This is a genomic window from Comamonas sp. 26, assembly GCF_002754475.1.
Classification (GTDB): Bacteria; Pseudomonadota; Gammaproteobacteria; order Burkholderiales; family Burkholderiaceae_C; genus Comamonas.
Map to the genome: position 1 here is coordinate 367,250 of NZ_PEFL01000001.1, position 13,033 is coordinate 380,282.

Annotated in this window: 11 protein-coding genes and 1 pseudogene; 8 read left to right on the forward strand and 4 right to left on the reverse strand. The window is 57.7% G+C overall.

The window, feature by feature from the left end; genetic code table 11:
* Positions 1 to 7: 7 nt before the first annotated feature.
* A complete protein-coding gene (locus CLU84_RS01750) occupies positions 8 to 481 on the reverse strand; it encodes an acyl-CoA thioesterase (protein WP_099735660.1) in 474 nt (157 codons plus the stop codon).
* A gap of 112 nt (positions 482 to 593) precedes the next feature.
* Here CLU84_RS01750 and CLU84_RS22290 point away from each other — a divergent pair, with 112 nt between their 5' ends.
* The 4 genes from CLU84_RS22290 (at position 594) to CLU84_RS01770 (ending at position 5,520) form a co-directional block, all read left to right on the forward strand.
* Positions 594 to 1,178 carry a hypothetical protein gene (locus tag CLU84_RS22290; protein WP_233209901.1) on the forward strand — a complete coding sequence of 195 codons (585 nt, stop codon included), beginning with the start codon at positions 594 to 596 and terminating at the stop codon, positions 1,176 to 1,178.
* The gene (locus CLU84_RS01760) at positions 1,136 to 2,956 is read left to right on the forward strand and encodes an ABC transporter ATP-binding protein/permease (protein ID WP_099735661.1); all 1,821 of its coding nucleotides are present in this window, start codon (positions 1,136 to 1,138) and stop codon (positions 2,954 to 2,956) included. The genes CLU84_RS22290 and CLU84_RS01760 overlap by 43 nt, the downstream gene beginning before the upstream one ends.
* A gap of 41 nt (positions 2,957 to 2,997) precedes the next feature.
* On the forward strand, positions 2,998 to 4,476 hold the full coding sequence (locus CLU84_RS01765) for a nucleotide pyrophosphohydrolase (RefSeq protein ID WP_099735662.1): 1,479 nt from the start codon (positions 2,998 to 3,000) through the stop codon (positions 4,474 to 4,476).
* A gap of 102 nt (positions 4,477 to 4,578) precedes the next feature.
* The gene (locus tag CLU84_RS01770; RefSeq protein WP_099735663.1) at positions 4,579 to 5,520 is read left to right on the forward strand and encodes a 2-hydroxyacid dehydrogenase; all 942 of its coding nucleotides are present in this window, start codon (positions 4,579 to 4,581) and stop codon (positions 5,518 to 5,520) included.
* A 279-nt stretch (positions 5,521 to 5,799) separates the two neighbouring features.
* Here the strand turns inward: CLU84_RS01770 and CLU84_RS01775 are convergent, their stop codons facing one another.
* From CLU84_RS01775 to CLU84_RS01785, 3 genes and pseudogenes are all read right to left on the reverse strand, one after another.
* On the reverse strand, positions 5,800 to 6,837 hold the full coding sequence (locus tag CLU84_RS01775; protein ID WP_099735664.1) for a DctP family TRAP transporter solute-binding subunit: 1,038 nt from the start codon (positions 6,835 to 6,837) through the stop codon (positions 5,800 to 5,802).
* A 156-nt stretch (positions 6,838 to 6,993) separates the two neighbouring features.
* Positions 6,994 to 8,291, reverse strand: a pseudogene (locus tag CLU84_RS01780) (TRAP transporter large permease).
* On the reverse strand, positions 8,288 to 8,851 hold the full coding sequence (locus CLU84_RS01785; protein ID WP_099735665.1) for a TRAP transporter small permease: 564 nt from the start codon (positions 8,849 to 8,851) through the stop codon (positions 8,288 to 8,290). The pseudogene CLU84_RS01780 and the gene CLU84_RS01785 overlap by 4 nt, the downstream one beginning before the upstream one ends.
* A gap of 359 nt (positions 8,852 to 9,210) precedes the next feature.
* Here CLU84_RS01785 and CLU84_RS01790 point away from each other — a divergent pair, with 359 nt between their 5' ends.
* The 4 genes from CLU84_RS01790 to CLU84_RS01805 all read left to right on the forward strand — a co-directional run bounded on the left by CLU84_RS01790 (position 9,211) and on the right by CLU84_RS01805 (position 13,030).
* The gene (locus CLU84_RS01790) at positions 9,211 to 10,161 is read left to right on the forward strand and encodes a LysR family transcriptional regulator (RefSeq protein WP_099735666.1); all 951 of its coding nucleotides are present in this window, start codon (positions 9,211 to 9,213) and stop codon (positions 10,159 to 10,161) included.
* A gap of 429 nt (positions 10,162 to 10,590) precedes the next feature.
* A complete protein-coding gene (locus tag CLU84_RS01795; RefSeq protein ID WP_099735667.1) occupies positions 10,591 to 11,490 on the forward strand; it encodes a transporter substrate-binding domain-containing protein in 900 nt (299 codons plus the stop codon).
* 114 nt (positions 11,491 to 11,604) lie between these two features.
* Entirely contained in the window at positions 11,605 to 12,357 is a 753-nt protein-coding gene (locus CLU84_RS01800; RefSeq protein ID WP_099735668.1) for an amino acid ABC transporter permease, read from the forward strand.
* A 1-nt stretch (position 12,358) separates the two neighbouring features.
* On the forward strand, positions 12,359 to 13,030 hold the full coding sequence (locus CLU84_RS01805) for an amino acid ABC transporter permease (RefSeq protein WP_099735669.1): 672 nt from the start codon (positions 12,359 to 12,361) through the stop codon (positions 13,028 to 13,030).
* The last annotated feature ends 3 nt before the right edge of the window (positions 13,031 to 13,033 follow it).

Here is a 13,033-nt window from a genome sequence, read left to right on the forward strand (position 1 = left end):
AGAGGGCTCAGCTTTTCTGAGGCGCGCTCTGCTCCTGCGACTGAATGGCTTCGCGCCATGCGCGGGTCTGTTCGGTATCGGGCAGGGCCTGTGGCTTGCCGGTGGCATCAATGGCCACATAGGTGAGGCGGGCCTCGGTCACTTTGACGAACTTGCCCTGATCCGAGAAACGCTCGGCAAACACTTCCACATTCACCGTGACCGAAGTACGGCCCACATGCAGCACACCAGCGTAGAAGGACAGAATGTCACCCACGCGTACGGGTTGCTTGAAGATGAATTCGTTAACCGCCACGGTCACCATGCGGGTGTGGCTGATACGCTGGGGCAGCACCGAACCTGCCAAGTCCACCTGAGCCATAACCCAGCCACCAAAGATGTCGCCATTGGCGTTGACATCGGCAGGCATGGGGACGACTTTGAGAACCAGCTCCTTGTCTTCGGGCAAAGGCTGAGGGGGGAGGTTGGGACGAGGAGGCATGGACGTGGCGGGCACAGAGGTAAAGGTGGAATTGTGCTTCAGATTCGGGTTTCTACTATGTTGTTGGGAAATACCAATGACGCCGGTTCAGGAAAGTGAGTAGGTGATAACTATGAATCTGCTTTCGTGGTCGTTGTATGGGGTGTTGTGCTTAGTGCTGGCGGGCTGCGGCGTTTCTCCTGTGGTATCCGATCAGACAAACGATCCTGTATCGCAGCCGTTGCATGGCTTGAGCGGCACAGCCGAGCAGTCATCCTGCCATCCCGATCGATTGACGGACGCTGAGGCACAGGCGGGGCCATTTTCGGCACTCATTCCCACGCAAGCACTGGCCGCCAGCGCAAAGGGCAAGCGCGTTTGCTGGGGCGGAGGTCTGCGCACGATAGAGGCCGTTGAAGGAGGGCGCGACTGCGTGGTCATGTTGTATGCAGAGCTCAGCCCCAGGGTCTTTTGGGGCTGGCCGCGGGATGCATCGTTCTTCAAGGCCTGCGGGCCGGGACACTATGACAGGACGCTGCTGCAGCCGTTTACCTTGGGCTTGATTGGCGGAAAAGTAACGGGGCAGGCAGAATTCGCAGGCGATTCCATTCCCGTCATAGAAATAGAAGCCTTTTACCGAGCTTCAGACTGCCTGCAAGGCGATACCTCCCCACAATGCGTTCACGGCCACATACAACCCCTGAAGAAGCCGCAGTAGCGGCGCCCAACCCCGACTCGGCCACGCTGCGCCGCCTCCTCCCCTACATCCTGCAATACAAGTGGCGCGTGCTGGCGGCGCTGCTGTTCATGCTGGGCGCCAAACTAGCCAACGTGGGCGTGCCAGTCCTGCTCAAGCATCTGGTCGATGCGCTGGACATAAAGCCCGGCCAGGCCCAGGCGGTGCTGGTCGTGCCCGTGGGGCTGCTGCTGGCCTATGGTCTGCTGCGCTTTTCCACCACCATGTTTACCGAGCTGCGCGACCTGGTCTTTGCCAAGGCCACGCAGGGCACTTCGCGCTCGATTGCACTTTCGACTTTTCAGCATCTGCATGCGTTGGGCCTGCGCTTTCACCTGGAGCGTCAGACCGGCGGCATGACACGCGATATCGAGCGCGGCGTGCGCAGCACGGAATCGCTGATCTCGTACTCGCTGTACTCCATCCTGCCCACGCTGATCGAAATGGGGCTGGTGCTGGGCATTCTGGCTGTGCGTTTTGACGCCTGGTTTGCCATCATTACGCTGGCAGCGCTGGTGTTCTACATCACCTTCACCGTCACGGTGACCGAGTGGCGCACGCGCTTTCGCAAAGAAGCCAATGCGCAGGAGTCTGCGGCGCACACCAAAGCCATTGATTCGCTGCTGAACTACGAGACCGTCAAGTACTTCAACAACGAAGAGTTTGAAGCTGCACGCTACGACGAAAACCTGGAAAAGCTGCGCCGTGTGCGCCTGAAGAGCCAGACCACGCTGTCCATGCTCAATGCAGGTCAGCAGCTCATTATTGGTACTGCGCTGGTCGCTATTTTGTGGCGCGCCACGCAAGGTGTGGTCGATGGTCGCCTGACCTTGGGTGATCTGGTCATGATCAACGCCTTCATGATTCAGCTCTATATTCCGCTCAATTTCCTGGGCGTTATCTACCGAGAGATCAAGCAGAGCCTGACCGATCTGAACCGCATGTTCACGCTGATGGATCAAGACCGCGAGGTGGCCGATGCCCCCAATGCACAGCCGCTGCCGCTGAATGGACAACCGCCTGAAGTGCGCTTTGAAAACGTGCAGTTTGCGTACGACCCGGCACGTCCCATCCTGCACGATCTGAGCTTCACGATTCCGGCAGGAAAAACGGTGGCCGTGGTGGGGCCCTCTGGCTCGGGCAAGAGCACGCTGGCGCGACTGCTGTTCCGCTTCTATGACGTGCAGGCTGGTAATGTGCGTATTGCTGGCCAAGATATTCGCGATGTGACCCAAACCAGTGTGCGCCGTGCCGTGGGTATCGTGCCGCAAGACACCGTGCTGTTCAACGATACGGTGGAATACAACATTGCCTACGGCCAGCCCGGTGCCTCGCATGATCAAGTCGTAGCCGCCGCCAAAGCCGCGCGTATTCACGACTTTATTGTGGCTACGCCGCAGGGTTATGAAACGCGCGTGGGTGAACGCGGCCTCAAACTCTCTGGCGGTGAGAAGCAGCGCGTGGCCATTGCCCGTACATTGCTGAAAAATCCGCCCATTCTGATTTTTGATGAGGCCACATCGGCCTTGGACAGCGCCAATGAACGTGCCATTCAAAATGAGCTGCGCAGCGCTGCGCAAGGCAAGACATCGCTGGTGATTGCGCACCGTTTATCTACCGTGGTTGAAGCGCATGAAATTCTGGTTATGGACAGCGGCCGCATCATCGAGCGCGGAACGCATGACGAGTTGCTGGCTGCAGGTGGGCGCTACGCCAGCATGTGGAATATGCAGAACGCCGGTGAGGTGACGGACGCCTGAAGGCGTTGCATAAAGTTCAATAAAGAGAGGGAGATGCAGGTATGAACATCAAGGCCATGCAGAAAAGGCTGCGCGACTTTGCTGCTGCCAGAGAGTGGCAGTCTTTTCATTCGCCAAAAAATCTGGCGATGGCCTTGATGGTGGAGTCTGCCGAGCTGCTAGAGCTTTTTCAGTGGCTGACGACGGAGCAATCTCATACCTTGACCCAAGAGCCCGCAGACCGGGAAAAGGTCTCTGATGAAATCGCCGACGTGTTTCTATACCTGCTGCAAATTGCCGATCGCACAGGAATTGATCTTGAAGAAGCGGTAGAGAAAAAGCTCATCAAGAATGCGCAGAAGCACCCGGCCAAGTTGCCAGAATTGCTGCCTTTGGGCCCCAAAGTTCACTTGCTGGTTGATTGCGAGAATGTGAACCCGGATGCGGAGGCGCTAAGGCAACTGGTGCCTGAAGGAACAGATGTCTGGCTGTTTCACGCACCGGCGCAGCGGGTTGATGCGGAAAAGCATAAGAGAGCCTATGGCGCAAATAGCGTGACGCTGGTAGAGCGCACAGGTGCAGGCAAGAACGCGCTGGATTTTCAGCTGAGCTACTACGCGGGTTATTTGATGGCAAGGCAGCCTGATGCGCGCTTTGTGGTGGTGTCCAACGACAAGGGCTACGAGCCCATGCTGGAGCATGCGCGCAAGCTGGAGTTTCAGGCCACGCGTAGCGAGTACAGAAAACCACCCGCGCTGGCCACTCCTGTAACGTCTGTTGTGCAAATCGTAAAGCCTTCTTCGGCTCAGAAAAAACCGGCTCCGGCAGATAAAAAAGTACCTCCAACGCTTTCCAGGCCCAAGCTTGTGCCGGTTGCGAAACCGCTTGTGGCTGAACCCACTTCTGCACGCATTGCATTCCGTGCCAAGGATGCATTGAGTCTGCTGGTGGCGAATCAGCGCCCGGCTAGCTGGGAGGCGTTACTGACGCTGACTGAGGGGCTGATTACAGAGCCTGTAGCAGACAGGCAAGACTTGGCGCGAAAGGCTTGCCGGGTACTGCAGCTTTATGGAACGGTGATGCTTGATGTGGATGGAGGTAACCTGCGCTACCGCTGTCCTGATCCCGTACAACGGGGAGCTTCTTCAGAGCTTGTGGTCAATGCGGTGCAAGCGCCAGCATTGCCAGTGGTTGCCGTAGAAAAGGCGGCAATCCAGCCCAAGACAGCACCTAAACCCAAGCTTGTAAAGCCGCTGGCCGCGAAGCCTAAACAAGGAGTTAGTCATGTTGCCAAACGGGTGGAGTTGTCGTTAAAAAAAATGACCAGCAATCGCCCGGTTCGCCGCGATGGTCTGATGAAGGTCATAGCCACTCATATTGGGACAGTGCTTGCTCCCGTAATGACGCCGGAGCAGGTATGCATTGTTTTGCAGTCGCGACAGGTGGTGCGGATTTCACCCAAGGGCGAGGTGGCATATTTCAGTCAAGCAAAGGCGGTCAAGTCGCCTGAGGCCCAAGTTCAGCAGCAGACTTCGGGGTGAATGCTGATGTGAGCGATATGGCTTGCTCAGGCGCTCCACAATGGAGCTTCTACCGTTCTTCGGATTGCGAATGCTTAGCGCTTCGCAATCGCTTTGTCTGCCATGAAGCCAGTCCTGCTCGTTCTGAATTTGCAAGTCCCAGCCCATCTTGAACAGATGGTGCAGACCTTCCCCGACTTTGACGTGATCTACGCGCCCGAGGCCGATCAGGCCGAAGCAGCGATTGCCGCCAATGGCGCGCGCGTGCAATGCGTGTGCACGATTGGCGCAACAGGCCTGTCCGCCGCGCAGATGCAGCGCATGCCCAAGCTTTCGCTGGTCTGCGCCATGGGCGCGGGCTACGAGAACATTGACGTGGCCCATGCCAAGGCGCATGGCATTGCTGTGGGCAACGGTGTGGGCACGAATGACGAGTGCGTGGCCGATCACGCCATGGGCCTGCTGATTGCGGCTGTGCGCGGCATCGTCAAGCTGGACAAGGCCACGCGCGCAGGCATCTGGCGCTCGGCCATGCCGCTTCCCGCCAATGTCTCAGGCAAGCGTCTGGGAGTCGTGGGTCTGGGCACCATTGGCGCAAAAATCGCCAAGCGTGCGGCAGCGTTTGACATGCCCATCGGCTATCACAACCGTCAGCCACGCGATGGTGTCAGCCATCAGTACTTTGGCGATTTGCTGGCGTTGGCGGCCTGGGCCGATGTGCTGCTGGTGGCTACGCCCGGCGGTGCCGGTACCAAGCACTTGATCAATGCCGAGGTGCTCAATGCGCTGGGCGAAAAGGGCGTTTTGGTAAACATTGCACGCGGCTCGGTGGTCGATACCCAGGCGTTGGCCCAAGCTGTGCGCGAAGGCCGTGTGGCCGGTGCTGGCCTTGATGTGTACGAAAGCGAGCCGCTTCCGCCGCAGGAGCTGATCGAGCTGGACTCCGTGGTGCTGACGCCCCATGTGGGGGGCTGGTCGCCCGAGGCGGTGCAGAACTCTGTGGACCGATTTATCGCCAATATGCGCTTCCATCTGAATGGCAAACCGCTTGTATCGCCAGTCTAAGTGCTATTGAATTGAAAGCTACTTGCGCATGATTAATAAAGAGCCCGAAGTGCTTTGGTACTGAAATCATTCCATATCAAGCGCTGACAGCTTTGATATTCGTAGCAATAAAAATCCCCGTCACAGTTCACTGTGGCGGGGATTTTTACTTTTTATTCACCAGATCTCGATCTGTGCAGGGCGCAAGCCAGTGACACCGAGCAAGAGCCGCCTCGCGGCGAAGGTGTCGTCCCCCTCCCGAAGAGAGAGGGGGAAGCCGCGCAGCGGCTCAGGGGGACTTTACTTCTGACTTGCAGCAATGGCCTTTTCAGCCTTGTCCACCAGAGGTGCGCCGATCTGGCTCTTCCACTTGTCGAACACGGGGCGGGTGGCCTTGACAAAAGCTTCGCGCTCGGCGGCGTTAGGCGTGGTCACGGTCACGCCTAAACCTGCCAGGTCTTTGAGCAAGGGCTTGTCGGCCTCAACCAGACCTTTGCGGGCGATGGCGACTTCTTCCTTGGCGGCGTCCAGCGCGGCTTGTTTGACGATGGCCTGGTCAGCAGGTGTCCAGCTGGCCCACACATCCTTGTTGACGACGAAGATCAGCGGGTCGTTCATGTAGCCCCACATGGTCAGGTGCTTCTGGCCCACGGACTGCAGCTTGGCGGCCATATACACGCCGATGGGGTTTTCCTGACCATCCACAGCGCCACTGGCCATGGCGGGCTGGGCATCGGCCCAGCTCATCTGCGTGGGGTTGGCGCCCAGTGCAGTGAAGGTGTCCAGGAAAAGAGGTGAGCCGACGACGCGGATCTTCATGCCCTTCAGGTCCGCAGGCGTCTTGATGGCGTGCTTGGAGTTGGAGATTTCACGGTAGCCGTTCTCACCCCATGCCAGTGGCACGACGCCGCTTTTTTCCAGCGTCTTGAAAATTTCCTGGCCGACTTCACCGTGTACCACGGCATCCACGGCCTTGAAGTTGGGGAAGAGGAAGGGCATGGAGAACAGGTTCAGCGACTTGACCTGGGGCGACCAGTTGATGGTGGAGCCCACTGCCATGTCGATCACGCCCTGACGCAGTGCGGAGAATTCACGCGTCTGATCGCCTTGTACCAGCGATGTGCCGGGGTAGAGCTTGATGTTGATACGGCCCTGAGTGCGCTCGCGTACCTTGTCGGCCCACAGCTCGCCGCCCTTGCCCCATGGGAAGGCGGTGCCCAGCACCAGCGACATGCGGTATTCGCTCTTGTACTTGGTCTGTGCCATGGCCATGGGCGATGCGAAGGCCAGAGCGGCAGCCGTAGCCACGGCGGAAGCGAGGAATGTACGCAGTTTCATTGGTTTGTCTCCCTAAAGAAAAAGATTCAGTGCTTGGTGCACTGATGTTTTGAACAATCATGGCCTGTTTCTGCAGACACCGCGCAAGGGCTGCCCCGCCCCGCTGCGCTGGTGTCGTCCCCACTCCCGAGAAGCGAGAGGGAGGGACGCGGCAGGTCAATAGCCAAGTCTTGCTGGCAACCACAAGGCAAGCTGCGGGAAGGCGATGACCAGAATCATCACCATGAACATGGAAAGCAGCATCCAGCCCACCCAGCGCACGGTGGACTCCATGCGCACGCCTGCGATACGGCAGCTGACCATCAGGTTCACTGCCAGCGGGGGGTGAACTGGCCCAGTGCGACCTTGAGTGTCAGGATTACGCCGAACCAGACGGGATCCCACTGGTAGTGGTTCATGATGGGCAGCAGCAGAGGCACAAAGATCAGGAAGATCGAGATGCCGTCCAGGAACATGCCCACGGTGATTAACAGCAGGATCAGCAGGCCCAGCACGCCGTACTCACCCAGGCCAGAGTTGACGATGGCGTTGGCCACCGGGTCAATCACGCCAAGTGTGGATAGCGAGAAGGCAAAAATGCCGGCCAGCGAGACCACCAGCAAGATGATGGCAGACAGCTCGCCTGCTTCACGCAAGATGGGGAACAGGTCGCGCACGCCGATGGTGCGGTGAATCACCATGCCGACGAACAGACCATAGAACACAGCGACTACGGCGGCTTCTGTGGGTGTGAACCAGCCCATGCGCATGCCGCCCAGAATCAGCACCGGTGCAGCCAGACCCCAGGCCGCTTCGCGCAGACTTTTCCAGAATTCTGGGCGGGGCATGGACGCTTCGAGTGCGCCCATCTTGTGCTTGCGCGCCATCCACACGGCGGGAATGATGAGCGCAACGCCCGCCAGAATGCCGGGAATCATCCCCGCAGCAAAGAGCGCAGGTACCGAGGCACCGGGCACCAGCACGGAGTAGATGATGAAGGCGACCGATGGCGGAATCAGAATGTCGGTGGCCGCTGCTGCGCCGACCACGCTGGCAGAGAAGCTCTTTGGGTAGCCGGCGCGACTCATGGCCGCAATCATCACGCCGCCCACGGCAGCCGCATTGGCCGGTCCAGAGCCCGAGATGCCACCTAGAAACATGGCCACGGCAATGGCGACCAGTGGCAGCATGCCGGGGCCACGCCCCACGATGGCGACGGCGAAATTCACCAGCCGCAGGGCCACGCCAGAGCGGTCAAAGATGGAGCCCACCAGCACAAACATGGGAATGGCCAGCAGCGGATATTTGCCCAGACCGGCATAGAAGTTCTGCGGCACGGCCAGCAGGCCAAACCATTGGGTATCGGCATTGGCCAGGGCAATAGCGGTGGCTCCGGCCAAGCCCAGTGCTGCGCCAATGGGCACGCCAATAAACATCAGGCCGAGGAAGGCCACAAACAGCAAGGTAGCAATCATGCGATCTCCTTGCTGTGGTCTTTTTCAACGGGCTCTTCGCTGAAAGCGCCGGGCTTGCCCTGGCGAATGAACAGACCCAGAGCGCGCAGAGTAATCAGCGCAGAGACGACGGGCAGCCAGATGGAGTACCACCATTGTGGCAAGCCAATGCCGGGCGAGGTTTCTTCGTAGCGGAAGTCGTCCCAGACCACGCGCACGCTGAGCACGGCGATCAGGGCAAACAGCAGCGCCATCATCAGCGAGCCAAAGCGCGCTAGTGCTTTGCGGCGGGCCAGAGACCCACCTTCGGCAAAGAATTCGATGCGAATGTGCAGGTTGCGCGCCACGGCGGCAGAACCTGCAACCAGAGCCAGCAAGATCATCAGAAAGACGGAGATCTCTTCGGTCCAGGCAAAGGAGGAGTTGGTGAAATAGCGCACCAGAACATTGGCAAAGGTGATCAAGGCGAGGGCCGCCATGATGATCACCGTCAGCCAGTCTTCGATGCAAAGGGAGCGAGGCTCATCCGGGCGAGTGCCGGTATCGGCCGCACCATCGGTCTCGGGAGGAGTGGAGGACATGAACGCGGGAAGTCAGAAAAACACATATGGACCAGGGCAGCTCGTATGGATGGCGCGATCTGCGCGCACTCAAAAAAGTGCTCTTATGTTGTCCTTGACCTTCGCGGTGTTGTGCACCGGGATGGTATGGAGCGAGTCAACACATCGGATAGATGTGACTAAATATTATCAAGCTATCTATGTCTCAGGGCTTACATCGGATAGCAGGCATTACCCCTAGGGTTTGTTTGAATAACCGGGGCTAGAGGCGCAATTGAGGTCATCGCGACATTGCTCAGGCGGCTGAACTGCGCTGACTAGCCCACAAGGATTACTTCAGTTGCACTGCCTTGGTGCGGGGCAGCGGATAATGGTGGTCTATGGAAACCAAATGGCTTGAAGATTTTGTCAGCCTTGCTGAAACTCGCAGTTTCAGCCGCTCGGCCCAGTTGCGCCACGTGACGCAGCCCGCTTTCTCGCGCCGCATTCAGGCGCTGGAGGCTTGGGCTGGAACGGATCTAGTCGACCGAAGCTCGTACCCGACGCGTCTGACGCCCGCAGGCAAGACCATGTATGAGCAGGCGCTGGAAATACTGCAGTCCCTGCAAAGTACCCGCACCATGCTGCGCGCCCACGTCAGTGCGGGCAAGGGCATGGTGGGCTTTGCCGTACCGCACACATTGGCGTTCACTTTCTTCCCGAACTGGGTCTCGGCAGTGCACGAGAAGTTTGGCCCATTCCGCAGTCGCCTGTTTGCGCTCAATGTGCACGATGCGGTGATGCGGCTGGTGGAAGGTGGTTGCGATCTGCTGATCGCCTACTATCACTCCTCGCAGCCTTTCCAGCTGGACCCCGCACGCTATGAAATGGTGAGCTTGGGGCATGAGGTGCTGGCGGCCTATTCCAAGCCCGATGCGGATGGCAATCCCATTTTCATGCTACCCGGTCAGCAGGGGCAGCCGCTGCCCTATCTAGGCTATGCCGCAGGCGCATATCTGGGTCGTGTGACGGAGCTGATCCTCAAGGAGTCCTCCGAAGCCGTGCATCTTGAGCGCGTCTATGAAACCGATATGGCCGAAGGCCTCAAGGCCATGGCGCTGGAAGGCCATGGCGTCGCTTTCCTGCCCTACAGCGCCGTGCGCGGCGATCTGGAGGCGGGCCGCCTGGTTCGCGCTGTGCCAGAAGGCATGAACGGTTTCCAGATGGACATGGAAGTGCGTGCCTATCGTGAAAAACCGCAGGGTGATGCCCCGCAGGGCGGCGCAGCTGCGCTCTGGGCCTTTCTTAAAGAACAGGGCGAGACCGCCAACGGCGAAATCAAGGCTGTGTAGCCTGAGCACACTGTTGCTTTTCTCCAAAAGGGCCAGATGGCCCTTTTTTTGTTTTTCAGATGCCCAAGACGTGTTTTTGGTGATTTTCTTGGTAAAAACCCTTAAGTTATGTTCCGGGTAAATACCAAGTATGCAAGTAGGACATAAGGATTTTTGCTATCGGCATTGGATTCAGAAATAGGTCAGGCATTAGAGTTTGCACCTTGCGCGAAAACGGTACTTCTTTGCAGCAATGGATTCATGTCGAAAGTGCGCGCTCGCACTTGAGATCTTCCTACGGGAAAAGTCCTAGAAATGTTTGCATCGCAGTGCCCTGCGTGGCTGCACAATGAGTGCAGAACGTTAATAAATTTCGCTTGTCTACCCCCATAAGGGGCAGAGCGTTAATGAACGGCAAGCATTTTTGGTCCTTACCAATAGGAGATCCATATGAAGAAGCAATTGTTGGCCATCGCCGTAACCGCGCTGGCTGCTGGTACGGTGTTTGCACAAGCCAATGACACATTGGCCAAGATCAAGTCCTCTGGCAGCGTCACACTAGGCGTGCGTGAATCGTCCGGTCTGGGCTACACGCTGGGCAATGGCAAGTACGTGGGCTTCCATACAGAAATGGGCGAGCGCATTCTGAAAGATATTCAGAAGCAACTGGGTCTGACGGCTCTGGAAGTGAAGTATCAGCCTGTGACTTCGCAAAATCGTATCCCTCTGGTGCAAAACGGCACGGTGGATATTGAGTGCGGCTCCACCACCAACAACACGGCTCGTCAGAAAGACGCCGCCTTTGCCTTCACTACCTACGTGGAAGAAGTGCGTATTGCCACGCGTGCCAACTCCGGCATCACCGGCATCAAGGACCTGAACGGCAAGACCATCGTGACCACGACGGGTACGACTTCCGTGCAGACCCTGCGCAAGAACAAGCGCGCTGATGGCCTGACTTTCAAGGAAGTCATGGGCAAGGATCACGCAGATAGCTTCCTGATGCTGGAAACCGGCCGTGCCGACGCCTTCATCATGGACGGCTCAATCCTGGCCGCCAACATCTCTAAGTCCAAGGCTCCCAACGATTACAAGGTCGTTGGCGAAGTGTTGTCGGTGGAACCCATCGCCTGCATGATGCGCAAGGACGACCCCGCTTTCAAGAAGGCTGTGGACGATTCCATCGTGCGCCAGATCAAGGATGGCTCTTTGACCAAGCTGTACGACAAGTGGTTCATGCAACCCATTCCACCTAACAACGTGAAGGTGGGCCTGCCTCTGTCGGCTGCCACCAAGGATGCATGGGCGCATCCCAATGACAAGCCCATGGAAGCGTACGACGCCAAGTAATCTCACCTGACTGGTGTACCGCCCCTTCTGCCACGCGGTTTGAAGGGGCTTTTTTGTTAAGAGGTGCGGTGTGAGTGTTTGCCCTCGTAAACCAAGAATGAAAGAGGTGCTCGTATGAGTTGGGATTGGCAGGTGTTCTGTCAGGACACCATTACCCAAGAGGTCGGGCAGAGCTGTTTTGGCAAAAACGGCGATATCACCTATCTGGACTGGATGCTGTCCGCCTGGGGCTGGACAGTCTCGGTGGCGTTGCTGTCGCTGGTGATTGCATTGGTGTTGGGTGCCGTGATTGGCACTTTGCGTACCCTGCCCGATCGACCGTGGATAGTGCGTCTGGGCAATGCCTGGGTAGAGTTGTTTCGCAATATTCCGCTGCTGGTTCAGGTATTCATCTGGTACCACGTGATTCCAGCCATGATTCCTGCAATGAAGTCGCTGGATAGCTATGTGCTGGTGGTGTTTGCGATTGGCTTTTTTACCTCCGCGCGTATTGCCGAGCAGGTGCGCTCCGGCATTCAGGCTTTACCACGCGGTCAGCGCTATGCGGGCATGGCGGTGGGCTTCACCACCTTCCAGACTTATCGCTATGTGCTGCTGCCCATGGCATTTCGCATCATCATTCCGCCGCTGACCAGCGAAGCCATGAACGTGTTCAAGAACTCGTCCGTGGCGTTTGCCGTGTCTGTGGCCGAGCTGACCATGTTCGCCATGCAGGCACAGGAAGAAACCGCACGTGGCGTCGAGATTTATCTGGCTGTCACGGGTCTGTATGTGATTTCCGCCTTCGTCATCAACCGCATCATGGCTTTCATTGAGAAACGCTCACGCGTTCCCGGCCTGATTGCAGCCAGCGGTGGAGGCCACTGATATGAATCTCAACCTCGACTGGTCGTTTTTCTCCTGGGATCTGTTCACCAACTTCGTGGCCAAGGGCCTGGTGTTCAGCTTGACCCTGACGGTGATTGCCACGCTGGGTGGCATCATCTTTGGCACGCTGTTGGCGCTGATGCGTCTGTCTGGCAAGAAGTGGCTGGAAGTTCCAGCCGTCATCTATGTCAACGGAATGCGCTCCATTCCACTGGTGATGGTGATTCTGTGGTTCTTCCTGCTGATGCCCATGATCATCGGCAAGCCTATTGGAGCGGAAACCTCGGCCATCATTACCTTTGTGGCGTTTGAGGCTGCGTACTTCTCTGAAATCATGCGTGCTGGTATTCAGTCCATTCCGCGTGGTCAGGTCCATGCAGGCCAGGCAGTGGGTATGACGTATAGCCAGAACATGCGTCTGGTGGTGCTGCCCCAAGCCTTCCGCAACATGCTGCCCGTGCTGCTGACGCAGACCATCATCTTGTTCCAAGATACTTCGCTGGTCTACGCCATCGGCGCCTATGACATGCTCAAGGGCTTCGAGATTGCGGGCAAGAACTTTGGCCGTCCCATTGAGTCCTATCTGGCTGCCGCCGCAACGTATTTCGTGATCTGCTTTGCACTGTCCTGGGCCGTCAAGCAGTTGCATAAAAAAATCGCGATTATTCGATGATCT